This is a genomic window from Pantoea sp. X-Soil-MYKO-1785 (genome assembly GCF_059730675.1).
The window spans coordinates 184,164-202,009 of sequence record NZ_AP036001.1; the positions used below are offsets into that span (position 1 = coordinate 184,164).

Here is a 17,846-nt window from a genome sequence, read left to right on the forward strand (position 1 = left end):
TTCTATCAACTTGCCAAAAAAACAGTGCTGTGTTTTTATACAGTCATATAACTGATCATAATTACAGCTAACCAGCCAACAGTTAAACATTTATGATTGATTGATTTTAAGATTAGTCTAATACCAATGGAGTCTGAATGGCTGGCGAAAGTAAACAAAAAGCAGTGCACTACAAAAGGGCTGTCATAAAAAACTCATGCTCATCATTGCAAACGATACTCGAAGATGCAGTAGGCGTTGGAGGTGCCTTTGAAAAGGTTGATCACAGACAAGAATATCTAGTTCCTGGGGATGACTCAGGCGGTGCAAGATTCATTAACAAAAGTACAAACTTTAAAACCTTATTTTTTGGTCAATTGATTTCCTTCGAAAAAGGCAGAAGCCAAGCATTACTTACGATGAATGGGGATGTGTCATTTTATAACATAAAGTCTATAACCTCTAGTCAGATAGCTATTTCAAGCGATAAAGATGAAGAAGGCGAAGAGCAGGTTGATGGTGCGAAAAGAGAGTTTGTTGACTCCTTTCTTTATTTTGGAGTTTATGGAAATCATATAGTGATGATGCAGTCTAGTGCTTTACGATCTAAAGATTTAGAGACTCATCTTAACTGGTTACTTAAAGGCGCAGGTGTTCTTGATTCTTCATCGGAGATAATACTGCAGGATAAACCAACAGAAGAAGCATTTCGTCAATTACAAAACGCTCCAGTCAAAAGTATAAAAATAGGTGCTCCAGTAAAAGGCAGTGCTGTAGAGAATCCTTCAAGTGAAAGGTCTTTGGTTGAAGTTAATCAGGTTAGAAAAATAAAATTTATGCCTGAAGGTAAAGGTGGGGATGTCATCGCCGCAGCAGTAGGTGAAAACTGGGTCGAAAAATTAGATCTAAAAGAAGCGTTGGATGAAGCGAATTTGCAAGTTCAAATAGAAATAACCTATCTCAGAAAAACCACCAAAAGAGGTCAGCAAGTTATTGATTCCATAGCTACTTCCTTGCGTCATATGGATGATGAGGATTTTCAGATAGAACTCAAAGGAGGGGGGGTGTTGGTCGGCAAAGACCTGCGCCTTTCGGGAAATTTAAGTGTAAAGTATCATAATGGTTTAGTTGATGAAGATGACCTTTATTTAAAAATGCATAAGTGGCTAAATTCTAAGATAAGTTTAGGTGATATTGATGATGTTACATGACTAAAGGTGAGTTGAAATGTTAAAATATTTTATAGGATACGCATCTGCTTTTACTGGAGGTGCTTTGCTGTTTTATTTTTTAACATTCCTTCTGGGTAATAACATCATTATTCCACTTGGTATGCTTGGCCTGCTACTACTTCCTGTAGCCGTTTGCTCACAAGTGATATACAAAACTAATGAGTTAAAAGAAAGTGCATCTCTTAAAGCCGCCGAACAGAGAAGGCTTGATTATTACATATCAAAGAAAATATTCCGGTGTTACTGCTGGCTAGTTTTTTATATCTTTACTGCTTTGTTGTTGCTTGTTGTTTATTATCTTGGTGAGGCAAAGTACATCTTTATCAAAGAGGTCGTTGTCGTTGTTGGTGGCCTATTTGGAGTATCGTTATCCTCCATACTCCATTTACACATGAAGTATGTGGAAGTTTCTGACTTTAAAGCTCATTTGATTCAAAGAGAAAATAAACTCAAGAGACAAAGAGAATTATTAAAAGGCTTAAGAGAAAAGAGTTAGTCCGTTGCAACAATTAATTAATAAAATAGCCCGCCTTGGCGGGCATATTTTATGCCTGTAAAAAGAGGTCCCAATGGATGTTCAGGCTTACCGCGTTGCCGTGCGCCTTGCGCTGGATGACCAGATCACGCGCAATCTGCTGCAGGTGAGTCGAGATGTGATCGAACTCAATAAGAAGTTCGTCACCATTACAAAGAACATCAAAGCTCTGACCAGCGCCGCCTACGAAGCAACATCTGCGCTGCGAGCACTTAATCGCTCTCTGAATAATCAGTTTTCTGGCGCATCCCGCGGTGCGCGTGAGTATGCCGGTGCCATCCGGGAGATTGCAGACCAGGCACAACGCATGAACCGTGCTTCCCGTAATGCGCCGCTGCTGGCGGGAAGTTACGGTACGGCAATGACGCTGCCTGTTCTCGCCGCTGGCGCTGCAGCTGCAGGCGGCAGCGGCGGATATGGCAACCATGGCGGGGGACCTGCGCTGCCTTCGCCTTCAGAACAGGGTGGCTGGTGGCATGGCTGGCGTAACGGTGTGCCACCGGGCGGCTGGGGCGGCGGCGCAGGGCATGGCGGAGGAAATGGTTATTCCCCTGGCGGAGGCTCATATTCAAACGGCATGACCAACCTGGCCACCGGCTATATGGGTTTCAGAATGCTGAAGGGCTTTGTTGATGAGGCGGCCCGCTACCAGACCATGACCGAGAAGTTCAGACAGTTCGGCATGAGTCAGGCTGCGACAGAGGAAGCACAGCATTTCGTGGAAACCACACGTGTCAGAGGCTCATCTGCTACTGACATGCTGAAATATCTGGTGGAGGCGCAGGGGGTATTCAGCGAATCCGGTGCAAAAACGCTTGATGAGCAGCTGCGCGCGGCAAAACTGGCAGCACCGGTGCTGGCGCGTCTCACCTTCGCCTCACGCGGACTGGATGAGCATCAGCGCGAAGCCACCACCGCTAAGCAGATGGATATGCTGCGCTTCACAGAAACTGCGGGTGGCCTGAAAAGCCCTGAGCGCTTTAATGAACTGATGGACGCTGTTTTTCGCGCCATTCAGTCTTCAGGTGGCAATGTCGATTTCACCCAGTACCGTCAGTTTATGGCCAAAGCGGGAACCTCCGCGTTCAGCCTCAGCAATAAAGCATTATTCGCCGAGCTTGAGCCCATCATCGGTGAACTGAAGGGCAGTTCAGCAGGTGATGCGCTGATGACCGCTTACAACCGGTTGAACGGTATTATCAGGCTGCCTAATCAGGTGACTCATGACCTGATGAAAATGGGTATCTGGGATGCCAGCAAAATTGAACTCAACAGCCTGGGCGGCGTAAGGCGTTTCCGGGGCAATCCGCTTATCAACCCGCAGCTCTTCAGCAAGTCACCGGTTGAATACTATGAAAACGTCATCCTGCCAATATACCGCAGGAATCATTACACGGATGAGCAAAAGCAGCGTGAGAACGCCCTGATATTCGGGCGGACCGGCGGCAAAATGTTCAGCCTGATCGACAGGCAGCTTGAGACGATTCATCATCGTATTGAAGCCTATGGCATCGCGCGGGGACTGAATGATGCCTATGGTGCAGTCGGGAGCACCTATAACGGCAAAGCGATCGACTTCCACAAGAAATGGCAGAACCTGCAGCTGATAATGGGCAGGGATGGCGGCCTGCTGGACACCTTCACGCATGGGCTGGACAGCCTGACGCACTCACTTAAGCGAATGACAGACATTGCACACAAATACCCTGAGATGGCGAAGTTTGCAGGGCAGGCAGCGCTGGCCGTTACGGGCCTGGCGGGTATCAGCGGTGGGTTCTGGCTCATTAAACATGCGGCTGGTGCATTGCTGTCACCGCTTAAGCTGGCGGGCTGGGGCATCGATCTGCTTATCGGGAAAAGCGCCACCACGGGGCTGACCGGACTCACTGCCGCGCTTACCGGGCTGCCTGGCATCATCTCTGCCGTAACGCTGGCGGCCCTGTATCCGGGAAGCACGGTATCGCATAGCCGGGAAATGGCGGAACGTGACCGGCTGGCTCGTCAGAATGCGCTTGATCACGGGATTGACTATAAGCCCTGGACGCCTTCTCAGTCGGACTTCGACAGACAGCAGCTTCGGGAGCAGGGGTATCGTAAAACCGGCCGGTACCCACCGGTACCGCCAGTGACCGCAAGTCACGACTCACAGCCCGTCAACCTTCTGATGACGTACGAAGGGCGCCAGGTGCTGGTGGCTACCGTAATGAGCGGCATCAGTAAACAGGCCTCCAGGGCACCTTCCACCACCAGCGCTTTTGATCCATCAATGCTGATGGTTTATCCGGGTCAGCCCGGCACACTCTCAACACCCTAGCGGCAGGTTCAGTGAACCTTCGGCCACTAAATTCAGTAGCCGTCATGAAACAGAATAAAGCCCTTAAGAAGCCATATCAGGGGCATGTCTACGGGCTTTATCGACATATGGTTTTTGTCAGGTAATTCGTCACACCAGAACAGGCAATATATTGCCTCTTTTTCACTCGATTGCAGCCTGTTGTGCTGAGCTAATTTATTCCTCTCACTTCTGGAGGGGATCTTGAATAAAAGTAAAATTATCTTTTCTATTCTTATGGCCACCAGTGTCTTTTGGGCTGGTATGTCTGAGGCGAAAACGTCGAAGCAAACCGATGATCAAATCCGTCAGCTTATTATCGAAGATTCAATCGCATCATATCCCGGTGTGTGTGCATGCCCTTTTAACTCTGCGCGAAATGGCAGCAGCTGCGGGAGGCGAAGTGCGTGGAGTAAGCAGGGTGGATATGCACCGGTGTGTTATAAAAAGGAAGTCTCAAAGGAAATGGTTGATGATTGGCGTAACAGTCATGCCTCGTGAATTAACCAGCTCCAGCAGGTTTTAACCCATAAGCCTGGACGGTCAGCAGACAACGGTGCGTAAAGGTTAAGCCCACCGTAAACTTTTTGCTGACCTGTTCACTGTTAATCAGTGCGTCAGATACCGGTTAAGGTGGGTCTCCGCTCAGGGCTGGTGATAAGAACTGAATACGGCTCTTACGTCATCAACAACAGTGATTCTGGCATATCCGTTTTTTTCAAACTTCATGATCTTCCGCTTTTCCCGGCTGTTCCCATATCCCGAAGTCAGTCACTCCTGATACAGGCAAACGCAGCATGTCACTACTGAATTCACTGACGCAGTATGCTCAGGGTATCGATCCGACGATTACACGCCTGATGTTAGGTGAGTTCGAATTCATGCAATTTGAAGTCCCTGAACGCATTGCCATTCGCGGCAGGCAGAAAACCGTACAGCATCAGCTAATTGGCGGCCGGCGCATTATTGATGTGCTGGGTACCGAGTACGAGCCCCTGACCTGGTCAGGCATTATCATCGGGTCACTGGCCGGTGAACGAGTGCGTGCGCTGGAGCTGATGCGGGATAAAGGGCACCCCGTAGTGCTGACGCTGGATGATTATCGTTTTACAGTCGTGATTACAGCTTTCAGCCCGGTCTATGAATTTATCTGGCGCCGCCCTTATTCCATCGAGGTGGCAGTTGTCAGCAATGAGGGCTTCCCGGATAAAATGGATGCACTGACCGGAGCCCTGCGAGGACTGATCGACAGTGACCTCGGACGTACACTGGGGCTGGCCAATATCATCAACATTGATGCCGTCACGCAGGCAGTTAACGTCCTGCATCTGGCCGTGAAGCGGGTTACCGATTTTGCCCATGCCACGGTTGGGCAGATACAGGTGGTTATCAGGCCGCTAGTCGCCGCACGCAACATCGTTGAGCATGAGCTGGCATTACTTGAAGCCGCAGCCGCAGACATCACATCACTGGGAGGTTTGGTGCCCGGTAATCCCATTTCAAAAACCGTCAGCAATCTTCTCCTGCAGTTAGATCACACCACGCGCATCCCCGCCCTTTACCGCCTGCAGGAAATACTGGGGCGGCTGAACAAAAACGTGAACTCTGGCCAGACGGCTGATGGTGTCAGAGCGGTGACGCTTTCGGGTGGTAACCTGTATCAGGTGGCTTCAGAGCAGTATGGCGATGCGTCTCTTTGGGCCAGCATTGCCGAGGCAAATGACCTCACCGATCCGCATCTGAGCGGTATCCGCACACTTAAAATTCCCACCAGCCCGGCGAGTTAACAATGGACGTCAACAACTCCCTCACTGGATCCAGCGCCCGCCATATCAGCGGGCGTTGTTTTTTAAATGGAATGGACGTGCCCTTTGTGTCGTTCAGCATAGAGAACAATGCCTTTCGTGGCGCCGGGACTTTTGATCTTATGCTGGCCATCTCAGCACTGCCCCCGGCCATGAGGATGCTGAACTGGTGGGCGTTGCAGACCTCCATCAGGGTCGAGCTTTTCATATCGATCATTACCCGGGCAGGCACTGATGAGAAAAAGCACATCACTGGCAATATCGATAGCTGGCATTACGATCCGGCACGGTTTGAGATATCGGCAGAAGGGCGCGATTTCACCGCCAGGCTGATTGATGCAAAGACTCCGGGTGAAAGCTTCAGGAACCTCACCAGCTCACAGATAGCGACCATGCTGGCACAGCGTCATGGTCTGACGCCGGTGGTCACGGCAACGACGCAGCGGGTTGGTGAGTATTACCAGATTGATACGGCGCATCTGACCGGCGAGCAGACTGAATGGGACCTCATTACCACACTGGCGGGTATTGAAAACTTCTCAGTTTATGTGAACGGCGACAGTCTGCACTTCGAACCCAAACGGGACCCGGCGAGTCCCGACGACTATGTCATCCGGTGGCAGCCGCCAGGCATGCAGGCGTATCCACAGTGCAATATCTCCGATGACCTGTCTTTTTCACGCTCGCTGACCATTGCAAAAGGGGTGTCGGTTGAAGTGCTGAGCTGGAATGCTAAGCGAAAGAATAAACAGTCCATGGCCTCTTACCCAGGCCCGGGCAAAAGCACAGTCCCCGGAAAAACCTCATCTGAAACTCAGGTCTATCGCGTCATACGCAACGGATTAACGCCAGAGGCAGCCCATGCGCTGGCGCAGTCCATCTACCGGCAGGTGGTACAGCACGAGATGAAATTCAGCGGCTCAACGGCAGGCGACAACCTGCTCATGCCAGACATGCAGGTAAGAATACAGGGTACAAAGAGCCCGTTCGACCAGATTTACCGCTGCGATCGGGTGCGGCGCACATTGAGCCTGGAAACAGGCTACACGATGCATATGTCGGGTAAGAACCACGGCACGGCACTGGAAATCGGGCGATGAGAGCGCTGCTGAATATCATGGCGGCAACGGCACGCCAGAGTAGTGCGGGTGAAAGCGGCACGCGACAGGGCATCATCACCGCCTATGATCCGGACAGTTATGCAGTAAAAGTTCAGCTGCAGCCAACGGGAGAAGAAACAGGCTGGATACCGCTCAGCTCACCCTGGGTAGGTAATCGCTGGGGAATGGCCGCAGGCCCGATGATAGGTGCAGTGGCAGAGGTCGAATTTGATTCGGGGCTCACTGGTGTGGGTATGGCAGCGGGGCAGTTTTATAACGATGAAGACCGTTGTCCTGGGCCGCCTTCGGGGGAATTCTGGCTGGTGCATCAGAGCGGCTCGCTCCTGAAGTTCCTTAACAACGGGGAGGTCATGCTGAGTGCAAAAGAGAGGCTCATCTATGACGCACCGGCACATCATTTCACCGGCGGCGACGTCCTGATGAATGGCAATCTTGTCGTGAAGAAACAGATCAGTGACCTCAATGGTAAGTCGGGTACGGTTGATAACATCCGGGTCATCTATAACGGGCACAGACATCTGGAGACTGGCAGGGGAAGTCTGTCCATGACGCCGGACAGAACAATAGGTCAAAAATTATCTCATGTATGACATCTGGCATTTCACCGGTGGTGATCTGAATATTTCACCGGCTGGCGATCTACGACCGGTCAGCAGCACGGAGCGCGGGAAACAGCGCATCCTTCGACGGCTTATGACCAACCCGGGTGAATATCTTTTCCATCCGGAATACGGCGCGGGGCTCGGCGCCAAGGTAGGTGACGTCGTTCATGTGAATGAATGGAAGGCGCTGATTCGTGGACAGCTTCTGCTTGAGGAGGCTGTTGCTCAGCAACCGCCACCGGAAGTTACGCTCAGTCTTATCAGTCAGGGTGTCAGTGTCATCATCCGTTATACCGATGCCATCGCCGGTACCCCGGAAACCCTTATATTTGACGTGTCGGGCTAACTGTATGACTTCTTTGAATCTGAAATCCTTTGCAGAGCTGGTGAGTGATCAGATTGCAGCCCTTCAGGGACGGGGCCGGGGGCTGGTGGATTTGTCTGTCGGCAGTATTCTTCGTTCACTCGCAGAGTCAAATGCCGGTGTAGTGATGTGGATACAGCAGCTTATTGTCAGGCTGCTGGTAACAACCCGTGCGTCTACCTGTACCGGCGAAGACCTTGATAGCTGGATGGCGGACTACAGCTTTATCCGGCTGTCAGCAGTACAGGCAACCGGAACAGTGACATTCAGCCGCTTTACCGCAAAGCAGCCGGCACTGATCCCTGTGGGTTCCAGAGTCAGTACAGCAGACGGTACGCAGACCTATACCGTTATCGAGGGCATGTCGCGTTCTGACATGGCTAAAACTGAATCGGGTTACGACCCCGGGCAGGTCGCTTATTTTATGCGTGCCGGTGTGCGCTCTGTTGAGGCGATGGTCAGAGCGGAAAATGCCGGCGCGGCCGGTAATGCACAGATCGGCATGGTGTCCGTCATCATGGGATCGGTACCTGATGTTGATACCGTTACCAATACCGCTCATTTTTCTGACGGCAAAGATGCCGAATCAGACGATGATTTCCGGACGCGCTTTGTGGCGTGGATTTCTTCGCTGTCCCGGGCAACGAAATCAGCTATCGGGTATGCATTATCCACGCTGCAAAGTGGTATTACCTACACCCTGACAGAAAATGAAATACCTGATGGCCAGCATAAACCAGGATATTTCTACGCCATTATTGATGATGGCAGCGGCAATCCAGGTGATGATCTGCTTAATCGCGCCCGGCGCGCCATCGACGATGTGAGGGCTTTTACCGTTGCCTTCGATGTGTTTGGCCCCCGGGTTATTGAAGCAAGAGTCTTTATGGTCATTACAACTGACGCTGCAGATAAACATGCTGTGGTCGCTGCAATGGTTCGTGCTGCGATTGAAAATTACATTACAGGCCTCAGACTGGGACAGCTGCTCTCCTGTTCACGTCTTTCGAGCATTGCATATGATACCAGCCCACTTATCACTAATGTCACATCGGTAACCCTCAACGGCGGAACGTCTGATCTTCCGGCGACGGACAAAGAGGTTATCCGTGTCGGCAGCATCGTGGTGAGTTAAATGGCGAAAGGTGATCAGGACGAAATTAAAGGCAGGCTCCGGGAACTGCTGCCACCCGCATGGTTCAGTTCGGACAGCCCGATTCTGGATGCTATTTTAACGGCAGGTGCACAGGCTCTGGCCTGGTGCCATTCACTCCTTACCCTGGCGGGATTACAAACGAGGATTGGCACGGCTTCAGAGGGATGGCTTGATCTGATAGCACATGATTTCTTCGGAAAAGAAGTGCAGCGGGCTATGGGTGAGCCCGACGAGGTGTTCAGAGATCAAATCAGGAATAGCCTGTTCAGTGAAAAGGGAACGCGGCAGTCCATCACTGACACGCTTAAGAATATGACCGGACACACGCCGGTCATTTTTGAGCCACAACGGCCTATGGATACAGGTGTGTACGGTGGCCCGATGACGGGTTACGGCGCAGCAGGCGGATATGGTTCCTGTGTTCTGCCGTGTCAGGCATTTATCATTGTGCACCGGCCGGCGGGAGCGGGGATCCCCTGCGTCGCCGGGTATGCTTCTGGCACTTCAGGTTACAGCATCGCCTCCCGCGGCGAGTATGCGTCTCAGAAAATGATCTACGGCTTTGTTAAAGACCCGCAGATTTACAGCGCCATAGCAGCAATCAAACCCGAAGGGACCCTTGTCTGGGTGCGCATTATATAAAACTACGTCTTACCGTATTCAGTTCAGGGCTGCCTTAAGGGCGGCCTTTTTTACAGGAGATAGTATGGATCGCCAGATTGTGTATCCGGGCGCTATTCCGCTTGAGACTGACCTGCTCAACACAAATAAATACGCGATGACTGGTCTGTCAAAACTCGCGTCAGTCTTGATGGGAACGGCTACTTATCTGCGTGGGCTGGTATGTACGCCCTCTGTTCCTGCTTCGATGACCATCCGTGTCGGACCCGGAGAGATTTACAGTCAGCAGAATATCGATAATACCGCGTATTCTTCACTTGCAGCCGATACGTCAGACACCATCCTGAAGCAGGGGGTTGTGACTACGACCACGGAATTCCCGCTGAAAGCGCCGGAGAAGGCAGGATACAGTATTAACTATCTCATTCAGGCTGCTTATGCCGATCAGGATTCTGGTGCGACTTTACTGCCGTACTATAACGCGGCGGAGCCATCCGTTGCGTTCAGCGGCCCCGGCAACTCAGGTACAGCACAGAATACGGTACGCGCAGGTGTCTGTGAGCTGGTACTCAAAGCGGGTATTGCTGCAAAAACCGGCTCACAGTCAACGCCATCCGTCGATGCAGGCTACATTGCGGCGTGGGTTATCACCGTTACACATGGCACATCAGCTGTCACTGGGGCGAATATCGCTGCAGCAGATAACGCCCCTTTTTTACCGGAAGTGGGGCTGGTTACAGCCATTCAGCAGGGCTCAATGACCTGCGCCACGGACAGTGGAGAATCCAATACTTATGTTGCGCGTATAGTTCCGCCGCCGCCTGCATTCAGCGATGGAATGCGGCTCGCTTTTAAGGCCAGAAAAGCAAATACAGGACCTGGTACGCTCTCCATAAATGGAAGCGCTGCATATCCCATTTTCTCATCTGTAAATACCGAACTGCTTGGGGGTGAAATTGTCAGCAGCGGAACCGTTGAAGTCCGTTGGGACAGCGCCTTAACCGCCTGGATTATGTGCGGAAGCGCAGGCGGGGCCTTGCCGGTGGCTGAGGCCACCGGGCCCGGTCATGCGATTAATCTGCGTCAGGCGGATGAACGGTATCAGGCTAAAGGCTGCGGGCACTTTCTGCCTCTCACTGGTGGTAAGCTCGACGGGGATCTTCACATTAATGGGAGCCTTGATGTACTCGGGGAAATCCGTCTGGTGGAGGCGAAGCTTTCTGACAACGGGGATATTACTGGTAAACGCTGGGGACAAAACCAGAATGACAGCGGGTTGTTATCAGAATGGATCCAGCGTGAAATGAAAAATGCATTGGACTGCGGTGAGGCGGGCGATTACTGGTGGTACAAGAATAAGCTTAGCGGCCTGATTTTTCAGGGTGGGAAATTATCGAGAGAAGATAACAGGACTTCTGTATTGTTTCCGTTGACGTTCCCTTTCGCATGCTGGGGGGTTCAGGTGACGTTAACTAAAACCGGCCATAAAAGCACCTACAACCCCAGTATCCATTCTTATTCAAAACGTGAGTTTACCATCTTCCTTGGTGAACAGGAGAAAGCATGTTTCTGGTGGAGCATAGGGAAGTGATTATGATTTATGGATTTAGTGCAAAGACAAACTCATTCTATCTGATGGACAGTGAGGCCGATTACAGAAAAAATGGAAGCTGGCCGGATGATGTAAAGCCTGTATCAGATGAAATCTGGGCAAAATATTGCGTGCAGCCACCCTCAGGTAAAGCACGCGGCGCGGATGAGCAAGGCTTGCCTTGCTGGGCAGATGCGCCCGAGCCTGATAAGCACTCGCTTTACGAAATGGCACTGCAAAAAAAGAGTTATTTACTTTCAGAAGCCGATCGTGAAATCCGGATGCTGAATGTTGTATCCGATGTGGGTGAGTTGACCAGAGAAGAAAAAAACAATCTAATGAAGTGGAAAACCTACCTGGCAGCTTTATACCGAATTGATCCTCATGATGCTCCGAATATAAGCTGGCCGGTTGAGGTCGCTGAAAATTTGACGGAAGATTAAATGCGCAAAAAAATATCCGCCCCACCAATGAAAGGGCAGATTAATATGAGGTGATGCAACATGAATGCTTAACAAGCATTCTTTTATTATTTGTCTGGCGAATCAGTAAAACAAGACGACTGCTTGTTAATCGATCAGTCAGGATTTTTATTCGACGCTGATGCTATATGGCTTATCTTAGCAATCTCAATTCGCAGGGCAAGCATAAGCGGTAAAAAAAATGATTTTTTTATTGTTGAATTCTGGGGTATATAAAAAGATAAGAAATTCATAAAGATAGTTGTCATCATGAATTCCTTTTTATTAATCAACCCAGGCGGCCGCTGAGCAAAAAAAATAAACGTGACAATTAGTGTGCAACACCTCTGTGAGGTAAAGGTTGCGCTTGTTTTACAGCAGGTGTGTCGGGACAGTCCTGCTCAAAAACTCTTCATTTTTCTTCTGCAAAACCTTTGATATCTTTTTGAAAAATCAGAGGATTATGTTTTTTAAAATTTGCAGGTCTTTGTCTGTGAAATTATCAATCATATCCTTTTAAAACATATAGATAACTCAGGTTGTGGTCGCTATGGCTACGGTATCAAAGCCAACACCGACTGGAAGAAGACGCTCGGCACCGAGTGGCGGCAGTATGAAGAGGTGTTCCCTAAGCTGCAGAAATCAGCCATCGACATCATTTCGCTGGAGTGTCAGAACTCGCGCGTGCCGATGGATCTGATTGAACTGATCCGCGGCAAAAAGGTGATGGTGGGGGCAATTGACGTGGCAACTAACGCCGTTGAAACCGCCGAACAGGTCGCCAGTACCCTGCGTAAGGCGCTGCAATTCGTTGATGCAGATAAACTTTATCCGTCGACCAACTGCGGCATGGTGCCGTTATCCCGTCAGGTCGCCAGCGGCAAACTGGCTGCGTTAAGCGCCGGTGCGGACATCGTGCGCCGGGAAATTCTCGGCAAATAATCCCCCTTTCTGCACATCTGAAAAGGCTCAGTCCGGACGGTATAATCCGGCCGGTTTTCCGAGATCTCCCGGACTGAGTACATCTGAATCTGCGCCGTTTTAGCGGCTGTAAAAAGGGTCTTCTGCAAAACCCCTGCAAAACTCTTCTGCAAAGCGGATTATTTTTGACCGCCAGATGCTTCCATCCCTGGTCACGATCGTCGTTATATTTATCTGTCATCTCCTGTCTTTTATGACCCAGCAGCGTACGTGTAACGTCGATCTCAATTAGTGGATGTCCTGACAAAATTCGATAGCTCCGGTGAAGCGATGGCCACTGTCGGATGTGCTATTTTCGATGCGGAAAACCGCTGCATAATTTTACCGGATTTTCGTGAAAACAATGTCCCTGTAAATCAGTGAGCTTCAAAAGGAGCAGTGCGGCAGCGGCGTTATCGTGAGCGTCAGAAGGCAAAGTGTAACGTTACGACGCAGCATTACGGTGAAACATCTCCTGGCGTAACGGACATGCGTAACGCATCCGGGGTAACGCAACGAAATCTGGCAGATCCTGTGCCTCTGAATGACCCGGTAGCAAGCATGTGAACATGTCATATCTTTTCGCAGGTACCACAGGTACGGTTCACCATGCATCCTGAGTGGCAACCATCTTCTGATCTGATTCAGATTGCAGCAGTGGCAGGCATAACCCTTGATAAGCTACCAGAACCCGCCCAGATTGCTGGATTTCGCGCATTCTGGCGATCAGAAGGGAGACAGTTCAGACAGGCACAGTAAGGCCTGAAGCTGGCTCAGCGACTGGCGGAGGGGTAAAAGTTTAAGGTGAGAAGGGCGCCGTGACGTGAACGCAATATCTGATGCGCCCTATGAAATTCCGGAGCGGTTCAGGGGTAGGTGAGGTAGCAGACAGCACCTGTTATGAGCAAGAAGCGGACATTTTCTTGTAAAAAAAGTGGTGGTGAAGTCGCACAATCAGTTATCGGAATTCTTTGTTAGCTCATTTCTATCGTAGATACTGCGGTGGTGAGAGTCAGCGTTTTGGCGTGCACTGTTCAGCTATGGCAGTTCTCAATATTTTTATTTTCTTCGCAGTAACTGATGAAACAGTCGTTCCTGGCTAGGAGTATGTCCAAAAGCATCCTTATAGCAGGTAGAGAAGTGGTTGCTGTTAGTAAAACCACAATCAAAAGCTATTGCCGTTATGAGATCATCTGATTCGCGAATCTTTGCCCGCGCAGTCACCAGACGTAATCTTTTAAGGAAACCTTCAGGGGTCATACCGGTTGTTTCTTTGATTTGCCTGTGAATGGTACGACGCGTCAGCAAGAACTGGGCTTCAAGTGCATCCCAGTTTACTTCATCAAAACAGTTTTCCTGTAACCAGCTGATTAGCTGGTAGGTTCTGAATTTAGTATGGCTTTTGCTCGCCTGCTGTGTGGAATGTGTTATCGACATGATGAGCTGGAAAAATACAGCCTCCTCGTGAGCCTTGCCCAGCTCTGTTACATCACCGTCAGTTTTTATAGCAGAAAGGTGCTGCGTAATACTGAGGATTTGCTGCCTCTGTTCAGGGTTTATCCATCCGGGCTGACAGGAATTATGTCGCTGGAGTTGATTCAAAATAAAATCAACATTTGTCAGGTATTTAAATCCGGTAGTCTTGTTAATCAGAATGTTTGTAAGCTTAAGTGTGCCAAGTTCATCATAAAAATGGAAATCACCGGATCGGACATAAAACACATCACCTTCCTGTACATAGCCAGGCTTACCGTTCAAAACATGCAACCCGTGGCCTTGTTCAACCATAACTAATTCATCGAATTCATGGCAATGCTCACGATCGTTGTCTTCCGGATTACTGGTGTATACGGAAAACTGGTCACTGGTTTTTGCGAAGTATTCGTCAATATGAAGCTTATACATTTTGCATGTTTTTCGGTTCGGACTTAATGGCACCACACTAAAAGAATCCCGTTGCACTATCCAGCCGTGATGTCGGTTTTGTGATGCTGCCCGGCCCTACCTTTTCCTGACTGACAGTAAACGCAGATCGATGTCTTAAGAAGAAACGCCACCATATCAGGACGAGCCCTACCATCTTCTGCATCAACTGAAGGAGATGGTAATGTCACAGGGTTTTCAGCAAATTAAACAGCATATAACTAACCGAAATGAAATTTTCCTGACCAAAGCCAGGTTAGCCGATCCGGTTATCAACAAGCACGCAGTATCTCCCGTCGGGGAGGTACACATGATAAGGGATAATTCTTTACGTCACGGCTGGCGCGCAGAGCCGGGAAGAACTGTCAGGCAGCTGGAAGAAATCGTGTGGTACGGCGGTGAGGAATTCATTCTGGATCTGGGTACGCACTGCGTGGGATATCTGGAAATATCTGCCGAAACAGTGGGCAGCCCACAGGATGCCCCGGTGCATATGAAGTACATCTTTGGTGAAATTACAGCTGAAGTCGCCGAGGATTTCTCTGCTTATCAGGGCTGGCTGAGCAGCTCCTGGCTACAGCAGGAAGATAAATACTATGACGTAATGCCTGAAAAGATCGTGCTTGAAAGACGCTACTGCTGTCGTTACATAAAAGTGCGCATTATTGCGACATCCCGAAAATTTGGCGTCCGGCTGAGCAATGTTCAGTTCATCAGCGTAACGTCTGCGGCCGGTAAAAATCCGGGCAAGATTTTCAGCGATCCTCTGCTTCAGAAAATCGATGATATCAGCGTGCTGACGCTCAAAAACTGCATGCAGTCGGTTTTCGAGGACGGCCCCAAGCGTGATCGCCGTCTCTGGCTCGGTGATTTACGCCTTCAGGCACTTGTGAACTACGCCACCTTCCAACATAACGATCTCGTGAAACGTTGCCTGTATCTCTTTGCTGGCGTGACGCGTAACGACGGCATGGTTTCGGCAAACCTGTTTATGCAACCTGAGGTACAGGCGGATGATACTTACCTCCTGGACTACTCACTCTTTTTTGTCGCCACGCTGGCTGACTATTTTCAACAGACTAATGATAAGGAATCTGCCCGGGAGTTGTGGCCCACGGCTAAACAGCAAATAGATCTGGCCGTAAACCGCCTTGATGCACAGGGCGTCTTCAGCGACTCCGAAGAGTGGTGGGCGTTTATTGACTGGCATGAATCACTGAATAAACAAGCGGCCGCGCAAGGGGTGTTTATATATTGCGTTAGTAAAGCCATTACGCTTGCAAAAGCTGTCGCTCCGGAGAGCCTTCATTACTTATATGCACTGAAAGAACGTCTGGTTAAAGGGGTGATGACTTCGCTCTGGGATGAGCAGTCTGGTTTCTTCACGAGTGGAAAGTTTAAACAGGTTTCGTGGGCTTCTCAGGTCTGGCTGATACTTGCCGATGTCGGAGATGTAAGTTTTCAGAGAGAGCTACTGGACCGCTTACACAGCACATCACCCCAAATCCACATGAAAACACCTTACATGATGCACCATTACGTTGAAGCCTTACTGAAATGCGGCAAGCGTGATGAGGCCGTTAACGTCATAAAATCCTACTGGGGCGCAATGGCCGATTTTGGTGCGGATACATTCTGGGAAGTCTTTGATCCTGCGGACGCCAGCCTCTCTCCCTACGGAAGTCCAGTCATTAACAGTTATTGCCATGCATGGAGCTGTACTCCATCGTGGTTGCTTCGTAAATAATAAAAAGAGAGAACATTATGACCTCTACCCTAAAATTATGGCAACAAAGGCTGGGATACGGTATAGCAGATTTTTCCTGTAATCTGGTCTGGCAGTTAATTTCTTTATATTTGATGTTTTTCTATACCGATATTATGGGGCTTCCCGGCTACTATGCCGGCATCATGTTTCTGGCTACCCGATTAATTGATGGGGTCGCTGACGTCCTGATGGGGCTTGTTATTGATAATACCTCGACTCGCTGGGGACGCTGCCGTCCGTGGCTGCTGATTGGTGCTGTTCCTTTTGGCCTGCTGTGTATTCTTGCCTTCTGGGTGCCTGATTTTTCTTTAACCGGAAAAATTGCTTATTCCTTCCTTACATATTTATGCCTTTCACTTTTATATACCCTGGTGAATATTCCGTTCAGCGCCATGCTTCCGTTTCTCACAAGCGATGCGCGTGAACGTACAACCCTATCCACCATCCGCATAATACTGGGTTCTTTAGGTTCTACATTGGTTGCCGTTGCGACACTTCCGCTGGTTAAATCACTGGGGAACGGTAACCAGTCTGACGGGTTCTTATATACAGCTGTTTTGTTCGGGTGCATTGCCAGCTTTTTCCTGCTTATCAGTTTCAGATTTGTTGAAGAAAAGATTCATGTTACACAGGAAAAAATGACGATAAAAAGAGCCTGGCTAGGTCTTAAAGATAATGGACCATGGAAAATATTTGCCACTAATATCATTTTCATGTGGGGAGCATTTTTCTTTCAAACAGGTGCGCTTGTATATTTTTTTACCTATCAGGTCGGCAGCGATGAAATAACTTCAGCAGCCGCTGGGATTTCAACGTTTGTTCCCCTGCTCGGTACACTGACGGTACCCTGGCTTTCTGCAAGAATGAAAAAAATTAATTTATACCTTCTTGCCAGTCTTATAAATCTTGCCGGAATGCTTCTGATGATGCTGAGCAATGAGGTATGGATTTTGCTGACGGGTGCGTTTATTCTTTCTGTAGGTGCAGGCCAGCGCCTGGCTATTTATTTTTCAATGCAGGCGGATCCTGTAGATTACGGTGAATGGAAGACAGGTATTAATACTGCCGGAATACTGACTTCAGTGAACGGATTTCTTGGGAAAGTGGCAATGGCCGGCGCTGGAGCCGTAACCGGAATTTTACTCTCTTCTAGTGGTTATGTAGCAAACCAGGTACAGACACCTGCGGCTTTGTTTGCGATAAAGGCTTGTTATTTATATATCCCCGCTTTGCTGATTGTTATTTCAATGGCCTGGATGCGTTATTTTTACAGGCTTGATTATCAGTATGAGAACATAAGGCGAGAATTAGATGACCAAAAAAAAAGCCTCAATGCGGTAAAAAAAATCGCTGATGAGAATATAATTTCAGAGCTTAAAGCTGATTTAAAATAACG

16 protein-coding genes and 1 pseudogene are annotated in these 17,846 nt (G+C 49.4%); 16 read left to right on the forward strand and 1 reads right to left on the reverse strand.

Annotated elements, in window-relative coordinates:
- Positions 1-137 precede the first annotated feature (137 nt).
- The 14 genes and pseudogenes from AC6I8D_RS20795 to AC6I8D_RS20860 all read left to right on the forward strand — a co-directional run bounded on the left by AC6I8D_RS20795 (position 138) and on the right by AC6I8D_RS20860 (position 13,518).
- Positions 138-1,190: a hypothetical protein gene (locus AC6I8D_RS20795; protein WP_497820820.1), complete on the forward strand. Its 1,053-nt coding sequence runs from the start codon at positions 138-140 to the stop codon at positions 1,188-1,190.
- A 16-nt stretch (positions 1,191-1,206) separates the two neighbouring features.
- A complete protein-coding gene (locus AC6I8D_RS20800; RefSeq protein WP_497820821.1) occupies positions 1,207-1,707 on the forward strand; it encodes a hypothetical protein in 501 nt (166 codons plus the stop codon).
- A gap of 73 nt (positions 1,708-1,780) precedes the next feature.
- Positions 1,781-4,060 carry a hypothetical protein gene (locus tag AC6I8D_RS20805; RefSeq protein ID WP_497820822.1) on the forward strand — a complete coding sequence of 760 codons (2,280 nt, stop codon included), beginning with the start codon at positions 1,781-1,783 and terminating at the stop codon, positions 4,058-4,060.
- 255 nt (positions 4,061-4,315) lie between these two features.
- Positions 4,316-4,579 (forward strand): hypothetical protein, encoded by a 264-nt coding sequence (locus AC6I8D_RS20810; RefSeq protein WP_409520458.1) that lies wholly within the window; start codon positions 4,316-4,318, stop codon positions 4,577-4,579.
- Positions 4,580-4,875: 296 nt separating this feature from the next.
- A complete protein-coding gene (locus tag AC6I8D_RS20815; RefSeq protein ID WP_497820823.1) occupies positions 4,876-5,865 on the forward strand; it encodes a hypothetical protein in 990 nt (329 codons plus the stop codon).
- 2 nt (positions 5,866-5,867) lie between these two features.
- Positions 5,868-6,983, forward strand: coding sequence for a phage late control D family protein (locus AC6I8D_RS20820; RefSeq protein WP_497820824.1), 1,116 nt, complete (start codon positions 5,868-5,870; stop codon positions 6,981-6,983).
- Positions 6,980-7,594, forward strand: a complete 615-nt coding sequence (locus AC6I8D_RS20825) for a baseplate assembly protein (RefSeq protein ID WP_497820825.1) — start codon at positions 6,980-6,982, stop codon at positions 7,592-7,594. The genes AC6I8D_RS20820 and AC6I8D_RS20825 overlap by 4 nt, the downstream gene beginning before the upstream one ends.
- Positions 7,587-7,952, forward strand: a complete 366-nt coding sequence (locus AC6I8D_RS20830) for a phage tail protein (RefSeq protein WP_497820826.1) — start codon at positions 7,587-7,589, stop codon at positions 7,950-7,952. Before AC6I8D_RS20825 ends, AC6I8D_RS20830 begins: the two co-directional genes overlap by 8 nt.
- A gap of 4 nt (positions 7,953-7,956) precedes the next feature.
- Positions 7,957-9,105 carry a baseplate J/gp47 family protein gene (locus AC6I8D_RS20835; protein ID WP_497820827.1) on the forward strand — a complete coding sequence of 383 codons (1,149 nt, stop codon included), beginning with the start codon at positions 7,957-7,959 and terminating at the stop codon, positions 9,103-9,105.
- Positions 9,106-9,768, forward strand: a complete 663-nt coding sequence (locus AC6I8D_RS20840) for a UCP028438 family phage-derived protein (protein WP_497820828.1) — start codon at positions 9,106-9,108, stop codon at positions 9,766-9,768.
- Between the two features lie 64 nt (positions 9,769-9,832).
- Positions 9,833-11,338 carry a gp53-like domain-containing protein gene (locus AC6I8D_RS20845; RefSeq protein WP_497820829.1) on the forward strand — a complete coding sequence of 502 codons (1,506 nt, stop codon included), beginning with the start codon at positions 9,833-9,835 and terminating at the stop codon, positions 11,336-11,338.
- Positions 11,311-11,781 carry a tail fiber assembly protein gene (locus AC6I8D_RS20850; protein WP_497820830.1) on the forward strand — a complete coding sequence of 157 codons (471 nt, stop codon included), beginning with the start codon at positions 11,311-11,313 and terminating at the stop codon, positions 11,779-11,781. The genes AC6I8D_RS20845 and AC6I8D_RS20850 overlap by 28 nt, the downstream gene beginning before the upstream one ends.
- A gap of 567 nt (positions 11,782-12,348) precedes the next feature.
- Positions 12,349-12,741: pseudogene (locus tag AC6I8D_RS20855) on the forward strand (uroporphyrinogen decarboxylase/cobalamine-independent methonine synthase family protein); the annotation flags it as partial.
- A gap of 627 nt (positions 12,742-13,368) precedes the next feature.
- A complete protein-coding gene (locus tag AC6I8D_RS20860) occupies positions 13,369-13,518 on the forward strand; it encodes a DnaT-like ssDNA-binding domain-containing protein (protein ID WP_497820831.1) in 150 nt (49 codons plus the stop codon).
- Positions 13,519-13,818: 300 nt separating this feature from the next.
- Here AC6I8D_RS20860 and AC6I8D_RS20865 read toward each other — a convergent pair whose 3' ends face one another.
- Positions 13,819-14,664, reverse strand: coding sequence for a helix-turn-helix domain-containing protein (locus AC6I8D_RS20865; protein ID WP_497820832.1), 846 nt, complete (start codon positions 14,662-14,664; stop codon positions 13,819-13,821).
- 202 nt (positions 14,665-14,866) lie between these two features.
- Between AC6I8D_RS20865 and AC6I8D_RS20870 the strand changes: the two genes are divergently transcribed.
- Positions 14,867-16,429: an alpha-L-rhamnosidase-related protein gene (locus tag AC6I8D_RS20870; RefSeq protein WP_497820833.1), complete on the forward strand. Its 1,563-nt coding sequence runs from the start codon at positions 14,867-14,869 to the stop codon at positions 16,427-16,429.
- A gap of 17 nt (positions 16,430-16,446) precedes the next feature.
- Positions 16,447-17,844: an MFS transporter gene (locus AC6I8D_RS20875; RefSeq protein WP_497820834.1), complete on the forward strand. Its 1,398-nt coding sequence runs from the start codon at positions 16,447-16,449 to the stop codon at positions 17,842-17,844.
- Positions 17,845-17,846: the final 2 nt, after the last annotated feature.

Excerpts from the sequence above, each read along its gene's own strand:
- AC6I8D_RS20845 (WP_497820829.1), top strand. The coding sequence starts at position 9,833 with ATGGATCGCCAGATTGTGTATCCGGGCGCTATTCCGCTTGAGACTGAC.
- AC6I8D_RS20815 (WP_497820823.1), top strand. The coding sequence starts at position 4,876 with ATGTCACTACTGAATTCACTGACGCAGTATGCTCAGGGTATCGATCCG.
- AC6I8D_RS20830 (WP_497820826.1), top strand. The coding sequence starts at position 7,587 with ATGTATGACATCTGGCATTTCACCGGTGGTGATCTGAATATTTCACCG.
- AC6I8D_RS20810 (WP_409520458.1), top strand. The coding sequence starts at position 4,316 with ATGGCCACCAGTGTCTTTTGGGCTGGTATGTCTGAGGCGAAAACGTCG.
- AC6I8D_RS20840 (WP_497820828.1), top strand. The coding sequence starts at position 9,106 with ATGGCGAAAGGTGATCAGGACGAAATTAAAGGCAGGCTCCGGGAACTG.
- AC6I8D_RS20870 (WP_497820833.1), top strand. The coding sequence starts at position 14,867 with ATGTCACAGGGTTTTCAGCAAATTAAACAGCATATAACTAACCGAAAT.
- AC6I8D_RS20850 (WP_497820830.1), top strand. The coding sequence starts at position 11,311 with ATGTTTCTGGTGGAGCATAGGGAAGTGATTATGATTTATGGATTTAGT.
- AC6I8D_RS20825 (WP_497820825.1), top strand. The coding sequence starts at position 6,980 with ATGAGAGCGCTGCTGAATATCATGGCGGCAACGGCACGCCAGAGTAGT.
- AC6I8D_RS20805 (WP_497820822.1), top strand. The coding sequence starts at position 1,781 with ATGGATGTTCAGGCTTACCGCGTTGCCGTGCGCCTTGCGCTGGATGAC.
- AC6I8D_RS20875 (WP_497820834.1), top strand. The coding sequence starts at position 16,447 with ATGACCTCTACCCTAAAATTATGGCAACAAAGGCTGGGATACGGTATA.
- AC6I8D_RS20795 (WP_497820820.1), top strand. The coding sequence starts at position 138 with ATGGCTGGCGAAAGTAAACAAAAAGCAGTGCACTACAAAAGGGCTGTC.
- AC6I8D_RS20820 (WP_497820824.1), top strand. The coding sequence starts at position 5,868 with ATGGACGTCAACAACTCCCTCACTGGATCCAGCGCCCGCCATATCAGC.
- AC6I8D_RS20865 (WP_497820832.1), bottom strand. The coding sequence starts at position 14,664 with ATGTATAAGCTTCATATTGACGAATACTTCGCAAAAACCAGTGACCAG.
- AC6I8D_RS20835 (WP_497820827.1), top strand. The coding sequence starts at position 7,957 with ATGACTTCTTTGAATCTGAAATCCTTTGCAGAGCTGGTGAGTGATCAG.
- AC6I8D_RS20800 (WP_497820821.1), top strand. The coding sequence starts at position 1,207 with ATGTTAAAATATTTTATAGGATACGCATCTGCTTTTACTGGAGGTGCT.
- AC6I8D_RS20860 (WP_497820831.1), top strand. The coding sequence starts at position 13,369 with ATGCATCCTGAGTGGCAACCATCTTCTGATCTGATTCAGATTGCAGCA.